Origin of the sequence: Streptomyces beigongshangae (genome assembly GCF_019710745.1) — a bacterium.
GTDB classification, from domain to species: domain Bacteria; phylum Actinomycetota; class Actinomycetes; order Streptomycetales; family Streptomycetaceae; genus Streptomyces; species Streptomyces beigongshangae.
The window spans coordinates 50066-70142 of the sequence record NZ_JAHKJW010000034.1 but is presented as its reverse complement, the minus strand read 5'-3'; the positions used below and the strand labels follow the sequence as shown (position 1 = coordinate 70142).

Genomic DNA, 20077 nt, shown 5'->3' with positions numbered 1-20077 from the left:
GGCGGGCCGGTACCCGATGGCCGGGCGGGCCGATATTCAGCCCCTCCGGCGGTTGAGGGACCGTCCGGCGGTTTGAAGGACCGGGACCGGCGGTCCGGGGGCGGAACCGGGGGTCCGGGGGGCGGAAGGGTCCCTATCCCGCCAGGTGGCGGACCTGCTCCCAGACCCGCGGGTCGACCTCGCCCACCCGCCGCCGGAACTCCCGCACCGGCACCCCCCGCAACTCTTCCGTCTCCAGGAAACTCGCCCGCCCCCGGGCGTCCCCCACGGAGCCCGCGGGCAGCGCGATGACCCCGTCCCGCTCGTCGTGGTGCTTCGTGGTGATCTTGGCGACCACGGCCCTGCGCCCCCGTACCGACAGGACCAGGCACGGCCGGTCCTTCGCCCCCGGCCCGTCCTCGAAGGGCACGTTCGCCCACCAGATCTCGGCCGGCCGCGGCCGGGGCGGACGGCCCGCACCGTCGGACCGGCCGGGCGGCCGCCGGGTGGGGCGCCGCTCGGGCCGGCGAGCGGGCCGCCGCGAACCGGACGGCTTCCGTCCGCGCCCCCAGCCGTCCACGAACGTCGCGACGGCCGCGAGCAGTACCACGGCGACGAGCGCGAGCCACCACGACGTGTTCATGCGTACGACGGTACCCGGCACGCCCTCGCCCACGCCTGCCCGCTCCCGTCCCGCCCGCCACCGGACCGGAAGGCCCCCGAACCGGTGACAGCGCAGGTGAGTTCCCCCACAACGGCCCTCCGCGGAGGAGCGACCCGCGCTCCCGCGCCTTACGCTCGACGGACCGTACGACCCTCGTCACGCCCTCGTGACGACCTTCGTCACGACCCCCGTCACGACCCCCGTCTCACTTCCCGCCAGCGGAGGTTTCTGCTCTATGAAGCTCACCGTCGTCGGCTGCTCGGGGTCGTTCCCGTCCGCGGAATCGGCCTGTTCGAGCTACCTCGTCGAGGCCGACGGCTTCCGGCTGCTTCTCGACATGGGCAACGGTGCCCTCGGCGAGCTGCAGCGCCACTGCGGTCTCTACGACCTCGATGCGATCTTCCTCAGCCATCTGCACGCCGACCACTGCATCGACATGTGCGCGTACTTCGTCGCGCGCTACTACCGCCATGAAGGCGGCCGCTGCGATCCGATCCCGGTCCACGGACCCGAGGGCACGGAGCAGCGCCTCACCACCGCGTACGCGGACACCCCCTCCGCCTCCTCCATGAGCGAGGTCTTCGACTTCCACACGGTCAAGCCGGGCTCCTTCGAGATCGGCCCCTTCTCCGTGCACACCGAGAAGGTCAGCCACCCCGTGGAGGCGTACGGCATCCGCCTGGAGCACGGCGGGCGTTCGCTGACGTACTCCGGGGACACGGGCGTGTGCGACTCGCTCGACGAACTGGCCCGCGACACCGACCTGTTCCTCTGCGAGGCCGCGTTCACGCACGGCAAGGAGGACATCCCGGACCTCCACCTCAACGGCCGCGAGGCCGGCGAGACCGCGGCCCGCGCCGGAGCCCGCCGCCTCGTCCTCACCCACATCCCGCCGTGGACGGACCCCCGGACCAACCTGGCGCACGCCCGCGAGGCGTTCGCGGGACCGGTGGAGCTGGCGGTGCCGCGGACGACGTACGACATCTGACATCTGACATCCGAGGACGGCGCACACACGACGGGAGGGCCCCGGAACCGAACGGTTCCGGGGCCCTCCCGTCGTGCCGGGGGCTCACGCCTTCGTGAGGTCCTCGACCTCCTCCTCGGGCTCGCGGCCCGGGGTGGTGAGGTTGAACTTGATGATCGCGAAGCGGAAGGTCACGTAGTAGATCGCCGCGAAGACCAGACCGATCGGGATGATCAGCCACGGCTTGGTCGCGAGGTTCCAGTTCAGGAAGTAGTCGATGGCACCGGCCGAGAAGCTGAAGCCGTGGTGCACGCCCAGCGCCCAGGTGATGGCCATCGAGAGGGCGGTCAGGATCGCGTGGATCACGTACAGGAGCGGCGCGATGAACATGAACGCGAACTCGATCGGCTCGGTGATGCCCGTGACGAACGACGTCAGCGCGAGGGAGACCATCATGCCGCCGACGGCCTTGCGGCGCTCGGGGCGGGCGCAGTGCGTGATCGCGAGGGCGGCGGCCGGCAGCGCGAACATCATGATGGGGAAGAAGCCCGTCATGAACTGGCCGGCGGTCGGGTCACCGTGGAAGAAGCGGGGCAGGTCACCGTGCCAGACGGCACCGGCGGAGTCCGTGTAGCTGCCGATCTCCTGCCAGGCGACCGTGTTCACGAACTGGTGCATGCCGACCGGGAGCAGCGCGCGGTTGATCGCGCCGAAGATACCGGCGCCGACCGAGCCGAGGCCGGTCATCCACTCGCCGAAGTCGGTGATGACGTCGCCGACGGGCTCCCAGACCAGGCCGAAGAAGACGCCGACGGCGGTACCGATGAAGGCCATCAGGATCGGGACGAGGCGGCGGCCGTTGAAGAAGCCGAGCCAGTCGGGCAGCTTGGTGCGGTGGAACCGCTGCCAGGTGACCGCGGCTATCAGGCCCATGATGATGCCGCCGAACACCTTGGGGTCGTTGTAGGTCGCGGCGACGTCCGCGCCGTCCTGGACCTTGGCCTCGGTGATCGGGAACGCGGTGAGCACGTTCTTGTAGACCAGGAAGCCGACCAGCGCCGCGAGGGCGGTGGAGCCGTCGGACTTCTTGGCGAAACCGATGGCGATGCCGACGCAGAACAGCAGCGGCAGGTTGGCGAAGACCGCGTCGCCGGCGGTGGCGAACACGGACGCCACCTTGTCCCAGCCGAGTCCGTCGGCGCCGAACACGTCGGGCTGCCCGAGGCGGAGCAGGATACCGGCGGCCGGCAGCACGGCGATGGGGAGCTGCAGACTGCGGCCGACCTTCTGCAGGCCCTGGAACAGGCCGGAGCCCCACTTCTTCGTGGGGGCCGCCGGAGCTGTGGCGGTGGTCATCGTTCCTCCATGTGCTGCGTGCTGCCGGATGTGCAGCGTCCGCGTGGTCTACACCACTCAGTGGTGTAGACCTGTTGTAGCACGGTGAAGGTGAGATAAGGAACCCACGAATTCTACGGCCGGGAGCGGAGTGGCAGGAGTCGCCGCATATCCGGCCGAAGCCACCCGAAGGGCCCCTGGCGGGCTCACGGAGGACCCTCCGGGGACCCTCCGACGACCCTCCGGGGACGGACGCGGCGTCAGGCCTTGGTCACGTCCTCGACCTCCTCCTCCGGCTCCCGCCCCGGAGTCGGCAGGTCGAACCTCGTGATCGCGAAACGGAACACCGCGTAGTACACGACCGCGAAGACCAGGCCGATCGGGATGATCGCCCAGGGCCTGGTGGCCAGGTTCCAGTTGATGACGTAGTCGATCAGACCGGCCGAGAAACTGAAACCGTCGTGCACGCCCAGACCCCACGTCACCGCCATGGACACGCCCGTGAGCACCGCGTGCACCGCGTACAGCACCGGCGCGATGAACACGAACGAGTACTCGATCGGCTCGGTGATCCCCGTGACGAACGACGTCAGCGCGATCGACAGCATCAGCCCGCCGATCTCCTTGCGGCGGTGCGGCTTCGCGCAGTGCGCCATGGCCAGGCACGCGGCCGGCAGCGCGAACATCATGATGGGGAAGAAGCCGGACGTGAACTGGCCCGCGTCCGGATCACCCGCCAGGAACATGTTGATGTCACCGTGCACCACCGTGCCGTCCGGCCTCGTGTAACTGCCGAACTGGAACCACATGGGCACGTTCAGGAACTGGTGCAGCCCGATCACCAGCAGCGCCCGGTTCGCCAGCCCGAAGACCCCGGCGCCCCACGCCCCCAGACTGACCAGCCAGTCGCTGAAGTCCTCCAGGCCCCGGCCGATCGGCGGCCACACCCACAGGCAGAGCGCGGCGAACGCGATCGCCACGAACGCCATGATGATCGGCACGAGCCGGCGGCCGTTGAAGAAGCCGAGCCAGTCGACCAGCCTCGTGCGGTGGTAGCGCTGCCAGAAGTAGGCCGCCAGCAGCCCGATGACGATGCCGCCGAACACACCGGGATTCTGGTACGTGAAGGCCGCCACCGTGCCGTCCTGCGCCCGGCACCCCGTGGCCACCGCCTCCGCCCCGTCCGCGCAGTCCTGCGGGAACTGCCGCAGCACGTTGTAGTACACGAGGAAGCCCGCCACGGCGGCCAGGGCCGTCGAACCGTCCGCCTTCCTCGCCATGCCGATGGCCACGCCCACGCAGAACAGCAGCGGCAGCCCGAGCGAACCGTCGAGCAGCGCGCTGCCCGCGCCCGCCATCACCTTGGAGACGTCCGTCCACCCGAGACCGTCGGCCCCGAACACGTCCGGCTGCCCCAGGCGGTTGAGGATGCCCGCGGCCGGCAGTACGGCGATGGGCAGCTGAAGGCTCCGGCCCATCTTCTGCAGGCCCTGGAACAGACCGCTCCAGCGGGAACGCGCGGGCGCGGCCGCACTGTCGGTACTCATGGCTGTCCTCCTGCGTCCCCGGGCCCCCGGAGCGCCGTCGTGCATCCGGGGACGAGGCGGGTTTGGCGGCCGTCGAAAACTGGTGTAGACCAGTTCGCGAACGGTTTGCGCCGTCGTGATCGCCATCCTTCGGCAAGGGCGCCGCAACCGCTCGCGAAGATGGGCCAACTGTGGGTTACTGCGACAAAGCGGTTCGGATCAGGGAGTGGGACATGGCCAGCAAGGCTGAGAAGATCGTCGCCGGGCTCGGCGGCATCGACAACATCGAAGAGGTCGAGGGCTGCATCACCCGGCTGCGCACCGAGGTCGTCGACCCGAGCAAGGTCGACGACGCCGCCCTGAAGGCCGCGGGCGCCCACGGCGTCGTCAAGATGGGCACGGCCATCCAGGTCGTCATCGGCACCGACGCGGACCCGATCGCCGCGGACATCGAAGACATGATGTGAAGACCTGACACAGGCGTGGAGATCCCGCCCCTGAGGGGCCGCTTCCGGTGACCGGGCGGCCCCTCAGCCGTGAACGACTAGGCTCGGCGCCATGTCTCGCATCGACGGCCGCACGCCCGAACAGCTCCGCCCGATCACCATCGAACGCGGCTGGAGCAAGCACGCCGAGGGCTCCGTCCTCGTCTCCTTCGGCGACACGAAGGTCCTCTGCACCGCCTCCTTCACCGAAGGCGTCCCGCGCTGGCGCAAGGGCAGCGGCGAGGGCTGGGTGACCGCCGAGTACTCCATGCTGCCCCGCGCCACCAACACCCGCGGCGACCGCGAATCCGTCCGCGGCAGGATCGGCGGACGCACCCACGAGATCAGCCGGCTCATCGGCCGCTCCCTGCGCGCGGTCATCGACTACAAGGCGCTCGGCGAGAACACCGTCGTCCTGGACTGCGACGTCCTCCAGGCCGACGGGGGCACCCGCACCGCCGCCATCACCGGCGCGTACGTCGCTCTCGCCGACGCCGTCTCCTGGGCCCAGGGCAGGAAGCTCGTCAAGGCCAACCGCCGGCCCCTCACCGGAACCGTCAGCGCCGTCTCCGTCGGCATCGTCGGCGGCGTCCCCCTCCTCGACCTCCGCTACGAGGAGGACGTGCGCGCCGACACCGACATGAACGTCGTCTGCACCGGGGACGGCCGCTTCGTCGAGGTGCAGGGCACCGCCGAGGCCGAGCCGTTCGACCGCGACGAACTCAACTCCCTCCTCGACCTCGCCGCCCTCGGCTGCACCGAACTCGCCACCGCCCAGCGCACGGCACTCGACACGGTCCTCGAAGGCTGACGGCCCTCGAAGGGTGACGGGCCCCGAAGGGTGACGGGCCCCGAAAGGTAAAGGACGTACCAAGGCGGCCGGATGCCGCGGGCAACCGGGGCACCGGCCGCCGCGTCCCTACAGATGCGGGCGCACGGCACACCGGTGCCGCCCGGCCAGTACCTAACCGGGGGTCCTCAGACCCACCGGACGGGGCCCACGGGGCCTGACCACGGGAGGACGTTCCATGGCCGCGAGCCGCCGCCGACCCCGCCGCCGCACCACCGCCGTCGCCGCGGCCGTGGCGGCCGTCGCGCTGACCGCCGGACTGACCACCGGCTGCGACGCCGTCAACAAGGCACTCGACTGCGTCCAGACCGCCGACACGATCGCCGACAGCGTCACCGACCTCCAGCAGGCCGTGGAGAACGCGGCGAACGACCCGACGCAGGCGGACGAAGCGCTCGACTCGATCGACAAGAACCTCGACACCATCAACGACAAGACCGACGACACCGACATCAACAAGGCGGTGGACGACCTCCAGGCGGCGGTCACCGACGTCCGCACCGCCATCAGGGACGGCGACCCGACCCCCGACATCGGCTCCGTCACCGACGCGGCGGGCGAACTGACGAAGGTCTGCACCCCGTGAGGACACCCTCCGCCTGACCAGGATGACCTGGCTAGGGTGAGCACCATGAGCCGCCTGATCCTCGCCACCCGCAACCCCGGAAAGATCACCGAGCTGAGGGCGATCCTCGCCGCCGCAGGTCTGCAGCACGACCTCGTCGGCGCGGACGCCTACCCGGACATCCCCGACGTCAAGGAAACCGGCGTCACCTTCGCGCAGAACGCCCTCCTCAAGGCCCACGCCCTCGCCCGGGCGACCGGCCTGCCCGCCGTCGCCGACGACTCCGGCCTCTGCGTCGACGTGCTCGGCGGCGCCCCCGGCATCTTCTCCGCCCGCTGGTCCGGCACGCACGGCGACGACCGGGCCAACCTCAGGCTGCTCCTCGCCCAGCTCGGCGACATCGCCGACGAGCACCGCGCCGCCCACTTCGCCTGCGCCGCCGCCCTCGCCCTGCCCGACGGCACCGAACGCGTGGTGGAGGGCCGCCTGCGCGGCACCCTGCGCCACGAGCCCGCCGGCACCCACGGCTTCGGCTACGACCCGATCCTCCAGCCCGACGGCGAAACCCGCACCTGCGCGGAACTGACCCCCGACGAGAAGAACGCGATCAGCCACCGCGGCAAGGCGTTCCGCGAACTGGCACCGGCGGTGAGGGAACTGCTGGGCTGACCCGTCCCCGGAACGCCTCGGCATGAGGAAGGCCCAGCTCACGGGTATGCGTGCTGGGCCTTCGGCCGTGGTGCGCCCGGTCGGATTCGAACCGACAACAGTTGGTTCCTAGGACCAATCTCTCTGCCAGTTGGAGTACAGGCGCTGGACCGCTCCCTACTTTACTGGGTGAGGCCGACTGCCACGAGAAGAAGCGGACCATGAGCGCCGTCGTCGACTTCCTCGACACCAGGTGCTGGTGATGGCGTGGCAGTTGGGGCACAGGAATCGCAGGTTCTCGATCCGGTTGTTCCGCCAGTTGCCGTCGATGTGGTCGACCTCGAGCGGTAGCGGTTCTCCCAGCCACAACGCTTCGATCCAGCACAAGCCGCATCGCTCGTCGATGCCCAGTTCACGCAATGCTCGTTTGAGCCGGCTGCCCGGGGTGCGCCTCGCATGGGCCGAGGTGTCCTCGACCAGAATTTCGCCTGCTGTCCTACGGCGCTGGTTGTCACGCATCGTCTCGGTGCGGACCACCGGGCTGAAGTGTGTGGTGTCCAGCCCGTACGCCTTGATGCGCCGTGCGATGTTCGTGTGGTGGCCGCCCACGGAATCGAGCCCGAGCCGCCGCACCACTTCATTGACACTTCTCGACGAAGCGACGACCGGTTCGAGAATCTCCTTCGTCCACCTGGCTCTCTCAGGCTCGAAGTGTGAGGTGTCAACCGCCAGTTTCCTCAAGCGTCCCCGGATGTAGTCGCGTCTCGAACTCCTCGGATCCACCCCCAGCTTCCCCAGCGCCTCCGACAGCGTCCGTGACGAGCTCGCCGCCTCTTCCAGCCGTTCCCTCGTGTACGGGCTGACCGGCAGGGGACCCCTCCGTTCCGGCCGTGTGTTCGCGGCCCCGTACGGAGTAACGGACCGGCTGCCGGGTGGTCACGTCCGAAATGCGGAACGACCCGCGCCGCTTCCAGCGGGCGGGCCGTTCCGGGGGTGTCCGGGAGCCGGCCCGGTCCTCAGATCCCCAGGTCCTTGATGATCTTGGCTACGTGGCCCGTCGCCCGGACGTTGTAGAGGGCCCGTTCCACCTTGCCCTCCTCGTCGATCACGATCGTGGAGCGGATGACGCCCAGGTACGTCTTGCCGTAGTTCTTCTTCTCGCCGTAGGCGCCGTACGCGTCCAGGACCTTCTTGTCCGGGTCGCCGACCAGCGTGACCCTCAGGTTCTCCTTCTCGCGGAACGCGGCGAGTTTCTCCGGCTTGTCGGGGGAGACGCCGATGACGTCGTAGCCGGCGCCCGCGAGCAGGTCCAGGTTGTCCGTGAAGTCGCACGCCTGCTTCGTGCAGCCCGGGGTGAGGGCGGCCGGGTAGAAGTAGAGGATGACCTTGCGGCCCTTGTGGTCGGCGAGGGACACCTCGTTGCCGTCGGCGTCCGGCAGGGTGAAGGCGGGGGCGGTGTCGCCGGGCTCGAGTCGCTCGCTCATCTCGGTTCGGTCTCCTTGCGAGGTGGTGGATACGGAAGCGAGCGTAATGGGGGTGCCGGGCGGTGCGCGGCGAGGGAAGCTGACAGACTGTGGCTTGGAGACAGGGCCGACGGGAACAGGCCATGGGAAGAAACCACCACGACCACGGAGGCAGCGCGTGTCGGACACGTCGAGCACGCCGGACACCAGGACTCCGGCGCAGATCGAGGCGGACATCAAACGCCGTCGCGAGACCCTCGCCGAGACGCTCGACGAGATCGGTGTGCGGGTGCACCCGAAGACCGTCGTCGGGGACGCCAAGGCCAAGATGGCGTCCAGCGTCGACCACACCCTCGGACGCGCCTACGTCGGCGCCAACCGCGTCGTCGACGAGGTGAAGGCGCAGTTCGTCACGGAGGACGGGGCGCCGCGGCTCGACCGCATCGTGCCCGTGGCCCTCGTGGTGGTCGGCGTCGTCGGACTGCTCACCCTGAGCACCAGGCGCCGCAGGGGCTGAGCCGCCCCGCGACCGCGTGCACCCCGCCCCCTCACGGGCGGCTCGAAGGCAGGTAGGTTCGGACCGTGAGCACCAAGAGCAATGAGCCCAGCAGCCATCACGACGACAAGCTGCCCATCCGGATGCTGCACGACCGTGTGCTGGTGCGGCAGGACGCCGCCGAGGGGGAGCGCAGGTCCGGCGGCGGCATCCTGATCCCCGCGACCGCGGCGGTGGGCCGGCGGCTGGCCTGGGCCGAGGTCGTCGCGGTCGGGCAGAACGTACGGACGGTGGAGCCGGGCGACCGGGTGCTGTACGACCCGGAGGACCGTGCCGAGGTGGAGGTGCGCGGCACCGCGTACGTGCTGATGCGCGAGCGGGACCTGCACGCCGTGGCCGCGGACCGGTTCGAGGGGTCCGAGGACTCCACCGGGCTGTATCTCTGAATCTCTGGGTGTCTTTCGAGGATCTCCGGGGGCTGGTGACCGTCGTCACCAGCCCCTTCCGGCTGTCCGGCGCCACCCCTTGCTACCGTTGGGGACACCCGACGAGACGCGCCGTACCGGGACAGGCAAAGACGACGCACCCCTGTTGATTTCCGCACGGAGGTGCCTCATGGCCTGGGTCCTGCTTGTCGTCGCCGGTCTGCTGGAGGTCGGCTGGTCGGTCGGTATGAAGTACACCGAGGGGTTCACCCGGCTCGTGCCCAGTGTGCTCACCGGCGCCGGCATCGTCGCCAGCATGCTCCTGCTGGCGCAGGCGGCGAGGACGCTGCCCATCGGTACCGCGTACGGGGTCTGGGTGGGCATCGGCGCGGCCGGAGCGGCGGTGTACGGGATGGCGGTGCTCGGTGAACCGGCGACCGCCGCCCGCGTCTTCTTCGTCTGCCTGCTCCTGGTGGCCGTGGTCGGGCTGAAGGCGACCTCCGGCCACTAGTCACCGGTCGCCGGTGACGGGCCGGGCCGCCTGTCAGCGGCGGCCCGGCCCCGGGGCTACGGGAGACCTCCGAACGTCGTTCCCGTGGTCCCGTCCGCACCCTCCGCCGTACCGCCGCCGTCGGTCGTCGTCCCGCCGTTGCCGACGGCGCCGCCGGGCCCGGTCGTGCCGCCGTCGCCGCCGGTGGTGGTGCCGCCGTCGGTCGTCGTCCCGCCGTTGCCGACGGCGCCACCGGGGCCGGTCGTGCCGCCGTCGGTCGTGGTGCCCCCGTCCGTCGTCGTGCCGCCGTCGCCGCCGGTGGTGCCCCCGTCGGTGGTGGTGCCGCCGTCGTCCCCGCCCGGGGCGTCCGGCGTCTCCTCGCCGCCGTCGCCGGTCGTGCCGCCGCCACCGGTGGTGGTGCCGCCCGTGCCGGTCCCCTCGTCGCCGGGGTCGGCCGGCGGGAGTTCCTGCCGCCCTCCGCCCGCCTGGAGGTCCAGGTCGAACTCCTGGACCTTCGTGCCCTTCAGCGCGTTCTTCGTGTACTGGGCCCAGATCTGCGCCGGGTAGCCGCCGCCGTTGATGCGCTGCTGCCCCAGGGCCCCGTACAGCGCCTTGTGCTCGCCCGTGTCGGGGTCCTGGCCCATCACGGCGACGACGGTGGCGAGGTTCGGGGTGTAGCCGGCGAACCAGGCCGCCTTGTCCTCCTCCGCGGTGCCGGTCTTGCCCACCACGGGACGCCCGGCGGCCTGCGCGGCCGTGCCGGTGCCGCCCTCGACGACGCTCCGCAGGACGGCGGTCGTGGTGTCGGCGGCCTGCCGGCTCACGGCCTGCCTGGTCTTCCGGTCGGGCAGCTCGATGGCCTTCGAGCCGTCCTTGGTGATCTTCTCGACCATCGTGTACGTGCCGTGCCTGCCGTGGTTGGCGAGCGTCGCGTACGCCTCCGCCATGTCCAGGACGCTGGCGGTGGCCGTGCCGAGCGCGATCGACGGGGACGCGGTCAGGTCGGGGGTGTCGGACGGGACGCCGAGGTCGATGGCGGTCTTCTCGACCTTGGCGGAGCCGACGTCCACGGCCATCTGCGCGTACACGGAGTTCACGGACTTGTCCGTGGCCGTACGGACCGGGATCTGGCCGTACGAGACCTGGTCCTCGTTCTCCGGGGCGTACGTGCCGCCGCTCCAGCCCTGTACGGGGCGTTTGTTCGTGCCGTCGTAGACGGTCTCCGGGGTGATGGTGCGGCCGTCCTGGGTGACCGACCTGTTCTGCACGGCCGCGGTGAACACGAACGGCTTGAAGATGGAGCCGACCTGGTAGTCGCGGCGCGTGGCGTTGTTGTAGTACTGCTTCGTGTAGTCGATGCCGCCGTACATCGCGACGACCTTGCCGGTCTTCGGGTCGATGGAGGCGCCGCCCGCGCGGACGTAGTTGTCGACCTTGCGGTTCTTCTTGTCGAGCTCGTCCATCACCTGGTCGTCGACGGCCTTCACGAACGCGTCCTGCTTGGGCTTCTGCAGGGTGGTCGTGATGCGGTAGCCGCCCGCGTTCAGCGCGTCCTCGTCGAGGATCCGGTGGTCGGCGAGGTAGTCGTTGACGGCCTTGACGACGTAGCCGCGCTGGCCCGACATCCCGGCCGCGATCACCGTCTCCTTGGGCGAGGGGAACTCGATGCCGGAGCGCTCCGACGAGGTGAGCCACTTCTTCTTGACCATGCCGTCGAGGACGTAGTTCCAGCGGGACAGCGCCGCCGGCTTGTTCTCGGGGTGGGCGATCACGTCGTACTCGCTCGGCGCGTTGAGGAGCGCGGCGAGGTAGGCGCCCTGGGCGGCCGTCAGGTCCTTGGCGTCGACGCCGTAGTAGGCCTGGGCGGCGGCCTGGACGCCGTACGCGTTGCGGCCGAAGTAGCTGGTGTTGAGGTAGCCCTCCAGGATGTCGTCCTTGCTCTTCTCCTGGTCCAGCTTGATCGAGATGAAGAACTCCTTCACCTTGCGCGTGACCGTCTGCTCCTGGGCCAGGTAGTAGTTCTTCACGTACTGCTGGGTGATCGTCGAGCCGGACTGCTTGCCCTTGCCGGTGGCGGTGTTCCAGCCGGCGCGGATCATCGCCTTGGGGTCGATGGCCGACTCGGTGTAGAAGTCGCGGTCCTCGGCGGCCAGCACCGCGTGCCGGGCGTCCTCGGAGATCAGCGACAGGGTCACGTTCTCGCGGTTCACCTCGCCGTCGCGGGCGAGCTGGCTGCCGTCCGCGTACAGGTACACGTTGCTCTGCTTGGTCGCGGTCGCGTTCGCCGAGGGGATCTTCACCACGTAGTAGCCGAGCGCGAACAGGCCGACGAGCAGCAGGGCCCCGAGGACGAACGTGCCGAGCACGACCCGCCAGGTGGGGACCAGTCGCCTCCAGCCGGTGCGCTTGGGCCGCTTGGCCTTCTTCTTGCCGGCCGCGTCGGTCGCGCCGGACGTACCGGTCGCGCCCGGCGCACCCGAGGCGCCCGGGATACCGGGCGCGCCCGGTGCGTGCGAAACGGCGGACGGGCGCGGCGAGCCCGCCGCGCCCGGCACCGCTGCCATGCGCGCCGTCTTCGCCGTGTCTGCCGTGCCTGCCGCGTTCGTCGTGTTCGCCGTGTTCGTCGTGTTCGCCGCGTTCGACGCGCCTGCTGTACCCGCTGCTGTACCTGTTGTGCCTGCTGTACCCGCCGCACCCCGTGCGCGCGCGGCCGTGTGCGTCGCGTCCGGTGTGTCCGGCGCGTCTTTCGTGCCCGGCTTATCCGTTGCGCCCGATGTATTTGATTTACTCGGTGTGCCGGGCTTACCGGGCTTACCGGATGTACCCGGTGTGTCCGGTGTGTCCGGTGTCTTCGGTGTGCCCGAAGCCGCCGCGGGGGCGGGGCCGGGCTCTTTCCGTGCCCAGCCCTCGCTCGGCTGCTGCGGCTGCGGCTGGTCCTTCATCGTGTGCCGTGCTCCCGTTTCACGTCGTACGTCCGGTACGTCCTCGTACGCCTTGGCGCCCTCCCCTTGAAGACTGTCGCATCCGGCGATTCGTTCCCGTCACGTGGCACGCGTCGCATAACAACTGAGGCAGAAACCGAGGAAGGAACCGAGGAGGGAACCGAGGAGGCCGTGGAGAAAATGCCTGGCACGCGGCGCGGCCCCGCGGCTAGGCTCCTGCGCTTTGGTCCGGAACGGCTGGAGGGCGCCCGTGAAGGGGGCAGGCAGGTTGTACGCCGCCGTCGCGGCGGGCGGGTTCCGGCGGTACGCGACCTACCGGGTGGCCACCGCCGCGGGCGTGTTCACCAACACGGTGTTCGGCATGATCCTGGCGTACACGTACATCGCGCTGTGGGACGAGAGGCCCGGTCTCGGCGGGTACGACCAGGCCCAGGCGGTGACGTACGTGTGGGTGGGGCAGGGGCTGCTGTCGGTGGTCGCGGTGATGGGCGGCGGCTTCGAGGACGAGCTGATCGAGCGGATCCGTACGGGTGACATCGCGATCGACCTCTACCGGCCCGCGGACCTCCAGCTGTGGTGGCTGGCCGCCGACGCGGGGCGGGCCGGTTTCCAGCTGCTGGGGCGGGGCGTGCTGCCGATGGTCCTGGGCGGGCTCGTGTTCCGGCTCGCGCTGCCGGGCGACGCCGGCACCTGGGCGGCGTTCCTCGGCGCCGTGCTGCTCGGGGTCCTGGTGAGTTTCGCGATCCGCTACCTCGTGGCGCTGGCGGCGTTCTGGTTCATGGACGGGGCGGGCGTGCAGCAGCTGGCCGTCCTGGCGGGGCTCTTCTTCTCCGGGATGACGCTGCCGCTGAACGTCTTCCCGGGCGCGCTCGGTGAGCTGGCCCGCGTGCTGCCCTGGTCGTCGCTGATCCAGGTGCCCGCGGACGTGCTCCTCGGGGAGCGCACGGGGTGGGCGCTGCTGCGCACGTACGCCTTCCAGGCCGCCTGGGCCGCCGGGCTGCTCGCGCTGGGCCGGCTGATCCAGTCGGCGGCGACGCGCAGGGTGGTGGTCCAGGGTGGCTGACCGGCAGCAACAGCGGCAGCGGCAGCGGCAGGGCGCGCCGTCCCCGGGTTTCGAGCGGGTCGGCCGCTCGCGCCTGATGGACGGGCTGCGCGCCTACCGGCTGATCGCCTGGATGTGGGTCCGCTCGACGATGGCGTACCGCGCGTCCTTCGCGATGACGCTCCTCGGCAACTTCGCGGGAACCGCGCTCGACTTCGTCGCGATCCTGCTGATGTTCTCGCGGGTCGACGAGCTGGGCGGCTACGGGCTGGGCGAGGTGGCGTTCCTGTACGGGCTGTCCAGTGCGGCGTTCGGCCTCACGGACCTCGCCCTCGGCTCGATGGACCGGCTGGGCGGGCGGGTGCGCGACGGCACGCTCGACACGCTGCTCGTGCGCCCCGCGCCGGTGCTCGCGCAGGTCGCCGCGGACCGGTTCGCACTGCGCCGCCTGGGCCGGATCACACAGGGACTGCTGGTCCTCGGGTACGCGCTCACGGTGGTCGACATCGCGTGGACCCCGGTGAAGGTGCTGCTGATGCCGGTGATGCTGGTCAGCGGGGCGGCGATCTTCGGGGCGGTCTTCGTGGCGGGCGGGGCCTTCCAGTTCGTGGCGCAGGACGCCTCCCAGGTGCAGAACTCGTTCACGTACGGCGGCACCACCCTGCTGCAGTACCCGCCGACCGTCTTCGCGAAGGAGCTGGTGCGCGGGGTGACCTTCGTCCTGCCGCTGGCCTTCGTCAACTGGCTGCCCGCGCTGTACGTGCTCGGGCTGCCGTATCCGCTCGACCTGCCGCAGTGGGTGGCGTTCCTGCCGCCGCTCGTGGCCGCCGGCTGCTGCGCGCTGTCGGGTCTGGCCTGGCGGGCGGGCCTTCGTTCGTACCGGAGCACGGGGAGCTAGCGCGTGGACACCGACACCAGTGACAGCGGCATCACCACCGGGACGGACGGACGTGACGGCGCCCTCATCCGTCTGGACCGCGTCGAGAAGGTCTTCGACGTACGCAGGAAGACCGGCTTCCTGCGCCGTGAGCGGCGGCGGGTGCGGGCGGTCGACTCGATCTCCTTCACCGTGTCGCGCGGCGAGATGGTCGGCTACATCGGGCCGAACGGCGCGGGCAAGTCCACCACCATCAAGATGCTCACCGGCATCCTCACCCCGAGCGGCGGGCACCTGCGGGTCGCGGGCATCGACCCGTCGCGCGAACGCACGCGGCTCGCGCAGCGCATCGGCGTGGTGTTCGGGCAGCGCACCACCCTGTGGTGGGACCTCCCGCTGGTCGACTCGTACCGGCTGATGCACCGCATGTACCGGATCCCCGACGCGCGGTACGCCGAGAACCTCGACCGGTGCGTCGAACTCCTCGAACTGGGCGACCTGCTGGACGTGCCCGTACGGCAGCTCTCGCTCGGCCAGCGGATGCGCGGGGACATCGCGGCGGCGCTGCTGCACGACCCGGAGGTGCTGTACCTGGACGAGCCGACGATCGGGCTCGACGTGGTCAGCAAGGTCAGGGTGCGGGAGTTCCTGCGGGACCTCAACGCGGAGCGCGGCACGACCGTGCTGCTGACGACCCACGACCTCTCCGACATCGAGCAGCTGTGCCGGCGGGTGATGGTCATCGACCACGGGCGCCTGATGTACGACGGGCCGCTCACCGGGCTGCACGAGGTGGGGGAGAGCGAGCGGACGCTCGTGGTGGACCTGGAGCGGGAACTGCCCCCGATCGACGTCGGGTCGGCTCGGGTCGTGAAGGTCGAGGGGCCGCGGCAGTGGCTCGCGTTCCCCGCGGCGCAGTCGGCGGCACCGCTGGTGGCGCGGATCGCGGCCGCGTACCCGCTGGTCGACCTGTCGGTGCGGGAACCCGACATCGAGGCGGTCATCAGCCGCATGTACGCGGGGAAGACGACCTCGTAGGCTGCTGTCATGACGGACGAACTCCCGGACCGGCGCCCCGGTCCCCCCGGGTCCCCCGGTCTTCCCGGGCCCCCCGGCGGACCCTCCGGGCTGCGCGCCTCCGACGCCGACCGCGACCGGGTCACCGAAGTGCTGCGGGACGCCCTCGCGGAGGGCCGCCTGGACATGGAGGAGTTCGAGGAGCGGCTGGAGGCGACGTACAAGGCGCGTACGTACGGGGAGTTGGAGCCCCTCACCCGGGACCTGCCCGCGCCGGGCGTCCCGGCTCCCGCGCCCGCCGTGCCGACGGGGAAACGGCCCGCGGCCCACGGGGGCGGGGACTGGGCGGACCGGATCGGCGGCGGTGACGGCCGGACGTCCCGGTGGGGCGTGGCGGTCATGTCGGGGTTCGAGCGCAAGGGGCACTGGACGGTGCCGCACGCGTTCCACTCCGTCGCGTTCTGGGGCGGGGTGACCCTCGACCTGCGCGAGGCGGACTTCGCGGCGGGCGAGGTGGTGATCAACTGCGTCGCGATCATGGGCGGGGTGAACGTGGTCGTGCCACCGGGGGTCGAGGTCGTGGTCCGCGGGATCGGGTTCATGGGCGGTTTCGACCACCGCGAGGGAGGTGTGCCGGGGGACCCCGGCGCGCCGCGCGTGGTCGTCACGGGGTTCGCCTTCTGGGGCGGGGTCGGCATCGAGCGCAGGGTCACCAGGGCGGAACGGGCCCGGCTGAAGGAGGAACGCCGCCGCGAGAAGCTCGAACGCCGGACGGGTGGCCGGGGAGAGCTGGGCACGGGCCGGGACTGAGGACCCCGCCCGGCCCCCCAACTGCCGGTGCGGACACGGGATCCGACGGGATCCGACGGGATTCGACCGGAAGTCCGGGGGCACGTGGACTCCACGACCACCGGGCGGTCCGGCACCGGCGGCCGCGAGATGACAGTCCGGTGGAAGTGGAAGTGGAAGTGGAAGGCGGCTGGCCATGGACCTCACGTCACTTCTCGTCTCCGGGATCGTCGGCGCCGTCTGCGGAGGCGCCGCGGTGATCGCCCTCGACAGGAGAAGGCACCGGCAGTAGCCCGGCAGCGGTCCTCGCCCCCGGAACCCGCCGACGCGGCCGTGCGGCCGGGCGAGCTTGTGCCGTCCGTCAGAGCTGGGCCGGAGCCGCCCCCCTGAGGTCGTCCACGTCGAAGGTCTCGGCCATGCGTTCGTAGCCCGCGTCGCTCGGGTGGAGGTGGTCGCCCGAGTCGTACTGGGAGCGCAGGCGGCGCGGGCCGTACGGGTCGCGCAGCGCCTTGTCGAAGTCGGCGTAGGCGTCGAAGACCTCGCCCGAGCGGATCCGGGCGTTGACGGCCTGGCGGGTGTCCTCCAGGTGCGGCCGGTACCCGCGGTGCCCCTGGAAGGGCATCAGCGTGACCCCGACGACCCGCAGACCCCGCGCGTGGGCCAGCCGCCGCAGCTCGCGCAGCCCGTCGGTGATCCGGCGGGCGTCGGTCTCGTGGGGCGTGCGCAGGATGTCGTTGACGCCCAGGGCGATCACGACGGCCCTGACGTTGGGACGGCCGAGCACGTCGCGCTCGAAGCGGACCAGGCCGCTCGGGTTCTCGGCGGGGCGGCCCAGGCCGCTGGCCAGGACGCGGTTGCCGCTGATGCCCTGGTTGACCACGCTGTAGCGGGGCCCCTCCCCGGCGCGCAGCCGGTCGGAGAGGACGTCCGTCCAGCGCCGGTTCTCGCCGACGGTCGAGGTGCTGCCGTCGGTGAGCGAGTCGCCGATGACGACGACCGTGCCCTCCGCCTCGTTGCTCAGCACGTCCACCGCGGTCACATACCGCCAGTAGGGCGTCTGCCCGGTGTACGCGGCCCCGCTGACGTCCTCCGTGCGGTCGCCCTCCGCGGTGTACGAGATCTGCCGTGCCTGCGGGTGGTGGGTGACGGGCCCGGACGGGGTCGGCGAGTACGTCGTCACCAGTACGTCCGTGTCGTGCGGGACCGGCAGCCGCACGGCGTCGCTGACGACCTGCTGCCCGGCGGGCACCACCACCGAGGGACGGCCGTTGAAGGTGAGGCGCCGCATGGTGCCCGCGTCCGCGGCGGCACCGTCCGCACCGTCCGCGACGGCGACCGAGGCGCGCGTGATGCCGAGCGGCTGCTGCCCGTACAGGTTGGAGAGCGTGATCCGGGCGGCGCTGCCGCCGACCCCCACGTGCACCACGTTGCGCACCGAACGCCCGGCCATGCCGTTCACCTCGGTGCCCGGCTCCGGTCCGACCGGGGACGCCGACCAGGCGCCGACCCAGGTGCCGACGGAGGCGGGGGCCGCCGGGTTGTTCGGGCCGCGGCCGTCGGGCACCGTGGTCTCCGCGCCGTCGTCGGAGGCGACCCCGACGTATATGGCGGCTGAGATGGCGACGATGACGGCGATGATCGCGGCCAGCAAGGCATAACCGTGACGCTTGGTCATGCGGTGCGTGTCTCCTCGAAGAATGTGGGAGCCCGTGGCTCCGATGTGATCACCCCATGATGAGGCATGGCGTGGAAGGGACCCGACCGGGCCCCGGCGTTCCCAGGATCCCGTCGGGTCCCGCGGGACTCCGGGATTTCGCCGGGAACTCCCCGCCCGGACAGACGCGGGGAACTGATGTTCCGTTCCAGTAGTCGGTCAGGTTGGGACAATGGGTTACGGGGGACCGGGAACGGATGGAGCGGATGGAACGCACGGAAGAGGACCGAACAGGGGAAACGGGCCCGGAGGGGCGGTCTTCCCGGCCTGGCGGTGTGGCGAAACCCACGCGGACCGGCGACGGCACACCGGGCGGCGCACCGGGCGGCGCACCGGGCGGCGCGCCCGGCAGTACGCCCGGCGGCGCGCCGAACCGCGCGATGAACACGTTCAGCCCCGCCGACGAGGAGAAGTTCCGCGGGGTGCGCCGGATGAAGCTCACGGCGACCGGCCTGCTGCTGCTGGTCGCCGTCGTCTACGTACTCGCCAAGTGGGCGGGGAACTCCGGTGCGGGTGCCTGGGCCGGATACGTGGCCGCGGCCGCCGAGGCCGGCATGGTCGGCGCGCTCGCCGACTGGTTCGCCGTCACCGCGCTGTTCCGGCGGCCCCTGGGCCTGCCCATCCCGCACACCGCGATCATCCCGACCAAGAAGGACCAGCTGGGCGTCTCCCTGGGCGAGTTCGTCGGCGAGAACTTCCTCTCGCAGGACGTCGTACGCCAGCGCCTGCGCTCCGTCGGCATCGGCAGCCGCCTCGGCACCTGGCTGGCCGACCCCGAGCACGCCGACCGGGTGACGGCGGAACTGGCCACCGCGCTCAGGGGCGCCCTCGCGGTGCTCCGCGACTCGGACGTGCAGGCCGTCGTCGGCGAGGCCATCAACCGCCGCGCCGACGCCCAGGAGATCGCCCCCGGCATGGGGAAGATGCTGGAGAAGGTCGTCGCGGACGGCGGCCACCGGCGGATCGTCGACCTGGTCTGCGTACGCGCCCACGACTGGCTCGTCCTGCACGACGAGCAGGTGATGGACGCCGTACAGGGCGGCGCCCCCGGCTGGACCCCGCGCTTCGTCGACAAGAAGGTCGGCGAGCGCGTCTACAAGGAGCTGCTGCGCTTCGTCACCGAGATGCGCGACATGCCCACCCACCCGGCCCGCGGCGCCCTGGACCGCTTCCTCGGCGACTTCGCCTCCGACCTCCAGTCCGACACCGACACCCGGGCGCGCGTGGAGAACCTCAAGCGCGAGGTCCTCGGCCGCGGCGAGGTCCAGGACCTGATCGCGTCCGTCTGGTCCTCCGTACGGCAGATGATCGTGGCCGCCGCCGAGGACGAGCGCAGCGAGCTGCGGCTGCGCGTGCGGGCCTCGCTGCTGTCCCTCGGCGCGCGGATGGCGGGCGACGCGAGGCTGCAGGCCAAGGTCGACGGCTGGGTCGAGGGGGCCGCGGTGTACGTCGTGACCACCTACCGCGACGAGATCACCTCCCTGATCACCGACACCGTCGCCGGCTGGGACGCCGAGCACACCTCGAAGAAGATCGAGGCACACATCGGCCGCGACCTCCAGTTCATCCGGATCAACGGCACGGTGGTGGGAGCCCTGGCCGGTCTGCTCATCTACACGGTGTCGCACGCCCTGGGCGGCTGACCGACGGCTGACCGGCGGCTGACCGGCGGCTGACCGGGCCCGGCCGGGCCCACGCCCCGGGGCGTCCCCGCCCGCCCCGGGCGGATGCCTGGCCCGATCGGGCGTAGCGCGCCCGTGCCGGGCGTAAGCCGGCGCGTCCGGGGGACCTGTAGGAGGTTCA

Annotated in this window: 20 protein-coding genes, 1 tRNA gene and 1 riboswitch; of the genes, 13 read left to right on the top strand and 8 right to left on the bottom strand. The window is 71.1% G+C overall.

Going from position 1 to position 20077, the window contains the following annotated elements; genetic code table 11:
* Positions 1-133: 133 nt before the first annotated feature.
* Entirely contained in the window at positions 134-622 is a 489-nt protein-coding gene (locus tag KM933_RS24980) for a type II toxin-antitoxin system PemK/MazF family toxin (protein ID WP_221355880.1), read from the bottom strand.
* A 256-nt stretch (positions 623-878) separates the two neighbouring features.
* Here KM933_RS24980 and KM933_RS24975 point away from each other — a divergent pair, with 256 nt between their 5' ends.
* The gene (locus KM933_RS24975; protein WP_221355877.1) at positions 879-1631 is read left to right on the top strand and encodes an MBL fold metallo-hydrolase; all 753 of its coding nucleotides are present in this window, start codon (positions 879-881) and stop codon (positions 1629-1631) included.
* A gap of 84 nt (positions 1632-1715) precedes the next feature.
* Here KM933_RS24975 and KM933_RS24970 read toward each other — a convergent pair whose 3' ends face one another.
* Positions 1716-2966 carry a PTS transporter subunit EIIC gene (locus tag KM933_RS24970; RefSeq protein ID WP_221355875.1) on the bottom strand — a complete coding sequence of 417 codons (1251 nt, stop codon included), beginning with the start codon at positions 2964-2966 and terminating at the stop codon, positions 1716-1718.
* A gap of 239 nt (positions 2967-3205) precedes the next feature.
* A complete protein-coding gene (locus KM933_RS24965; RefSeq protein WP_221355873.1) occupies positions 3206-4492 on the bottom strand; it encodes a PTS transporter subunit EIIC in 1287 nt (428 codons plus the stop codon).
* 212 nt (positions 4493-4704) lie between these two features.
* On the opposite strand from KM933_RS24965, the gene KM933_RS24960 reads away from it, so the two are divergent.
* From KM933_RS24960 to rdgB, 4 genes are all read left to right on the top strand, one after another.
* The gene (locus tag KM933_RS24960; RefSeq protein WP_221355871.1) at positions 4705-4938 is read left to right on the top strand and encodes a PTS sugar transporter subunit IIB; all 234 of its coding nucleotides are present in this window, start codon (positions 4705-4707) and stop codon (positions 4936-4938) included.
* A 91-nt stretch (positions 4939-5029) separates the two neighbouring features.
* Positions 5030-5767 (top strand): ribonuclease PH, encoded by a 738-nt coding sequence (gene rph, locus KM933_RS24955; RefSeq protein WP_221355869.1) that lies wholly within the window; start codon positions 5030-5032, stop codon positions 5765-5767.
* Positions 5768-5984: 217 nt separating this feature from the next.
* A complete protein-coding gene (locus tag KM933_RS24950) occupies positions 5985-6392 on the top strand; it encodes a hypothetical protein (RefSeq protein WP_221355866.1) in 408 nt (135 codons plus the stop codon).
* Positions 6393-6437: 45 nt separating this feature from the next.
* Entirely contained in the window at positions 6438-7040 is a 603-nt protein-coding gene (gene rdgB / locus KM933_RS24945) for an RdgB/HAM1 family non-canonical purine NTP pyrophosphatase (protein WP_221355864.1), read from the top strand.
* A 68-nt stretch (positions 7041-7108) separates the two neighbouring features.
* On the opposite strand, the gene KM933_RS24940 is transcribed toward rdgB, so the two are convergent.
* The 3 genes from KM933_RS24940 to bcp form a co-directional block, all read right to left on the bottom strand.
* Positions 7109-7185 (bottom strand) — tRNA-Leu (locus tag KM933_RS24940).
* Between the two features lie 11 nt (positions 7186-7196).
* On the bottom strand, positions 7197-7889 hold the full coding sequence (locus KM933_RS24935; RefSeq protein ID WP_221355920.1) for an HNH endonuclease signature motif containing protein: 693 nt from the start codon (positions 7887-7889) through the stop codon (positions 7197-7199).
* Between the two features lie 146 nt (positions 7890-8035).
* Positions 8036-8503, bottom strand: coding sequence for a thioredoxin-dependent thiol peroxidase (gene bcp, locus KM933_RS24930; RefSeq protein ID WP_221355862.1), 468 nt, complete (start codon positions 8501-8503; stop codon positions 8036-8038).
* Positions 8504-8660: 157 nt separating this feature from the next.
* On the opposite strand from bcp, the gene KM933_RS24925 reads away from it, so the two are divergent.
* From KM933_RS24925 to KM933_RS24915, 3 genes are all read left to right on the top strand, one after another.
* Positions 8661-8999 carry a DUF3618 domain-containing protein gene (locus KM933_RS24925; RefSeq protein WP_221355860.1) on the top strand — a complete coding sequence of 113 codons (339 nt, stop codon included), beginning with the start codon at positions 8661-8663 and terminating at the stop codon, positions 8997-8999.
* A 122-nt stretch (positions 9000-9121) separates the two neighbouring features.
* Complete coding sequence (locus KM933_RS24920) at positions 9122-9424, top strand: GroES family chaperonin (RefSeq protein ID WP_052454563.1); 303 nt, start codon at positions 9122-9124, stop codon at positions 9422-9424.
* Between the two features lie 71 nt (positions 9425-9495).
* Positions 9496-9565: riboswitch (guanidine-III (ykkC-III) riboswitch) on the top strand.
* Positions 9566-9593: 28 nt separating this feature from the next.
* Entirely contained in the window at positions 9594-9914 is a 321-nt protein-coding gene (locus tag KM933_RS24915) for a DMT family transporter (protein WP_221355857.1), read from the top strand.
* Positions 9915-9970: 56 nt separating this feature from the next.
* On the opposite strand, the gene KM933_RS24910 is transcribed toward KM933_RS24915, so the two are convergent.
* Positions 9971-12457 (bottom strand): transglycosylase domain-containing protein, encoded by a 2487-nt coding sequence (locus tag KM933_RS24910; RefSeq protein ID WP_260334117.1) that lies wholly within the window; start codon positions 12455-12457, stop codon positions 9971-9973.
* Between the two features lie 628 nt (positions 12458-13085).
* On the opposite strand from KM933_RS24910, the gene KM933_RS24905 reads away from it, so the two are divergent.
* Genes KM933_RS24905 through KM933_RS24890 form a run of 4 tightly spaced genes read left to right on the top strand, consistent with a single transcriptional unit; the run spans position 13086 to position 16581 of the window.
* On the top strand, positions 13086-13898 hold the full coding sequence (locus KM933_RS24905) for an ABC transporter permease (protein WP_221355853.1): 813 nt from the start codon (positions 13086-13088) through the stop codon (positions 13896-13898).
* Positions 13891-14775, top strand: coding sequence for an ABC transporter permease (locus KM933_RS24900; protein WP_308013536.1), 885 nt, complete (start codon positions 13891-13893; stop codon positions 14773-14775). The genes KM933_RS24905 and KM933_RS24900 overlap by 8 nt, the downstream gene beginning before the upstream one ends.
* Positions 14776-14778: 3 nt before the next feature.
* On the top strand, positions 14779-15792 hold the full coding sequence (locus tag KM933_RS24895) for an ABC transporter ATP-binding protein (protein WP_430727363.1): 1014 nt from the start codon (positions 14779-14781) through the stop codon (positions 15790-15792).
* 9 nt (positions 15793-15801) lie between these two features.
* Positions 15802-16581 carry a DUF1707 SHOCT-like domain-containing protein gene (locus tag KM933_RS24890; RefSeq protein WP_221355851.1) on the top strand — a complete coding sequence of 260 codons (780 nt, stop codon included), beginning with the start codon at positions 15802-15804 and terminating at the stop codon, positions 16579-16581.
* Positions 16582-16921: 340 nt separating this feature from the next.
* On the opposite strand, the gene KM933_RS24885 is transcribed toward KM933_RS24890, so the two are convergent.
* The gene (locus tag KM933_RS24885; protein WP_221355849.1) at positions 16922-18235 is read right to left on the bottom strand and encodes an SGNH/GDSL hydrolase family protein; all 1314 of its coding nucleotides are present in this window, start codon (positions 18233-18235) and stop codon (positions 16922-16924) included.
* A 236-nt stretch (positions 18236-18471) separates the two neighbouring features.
* Here KM933_RS24885 and KM933_RS24880 point away from each other — a divergent pair, with 236 nt between their 5' ends.
* Positions 18472-19917, top strand: coding sequence for a DUF445 domain-containing protein (locus KM933_RS24880; RefSeq protein ID WP_221355847.1), 1446 nt, complete (start codon positions 18472-18474; stop codon positions 19915-19917).
* Positions 19918-20077: the final 160 nt, after the last annotated feature.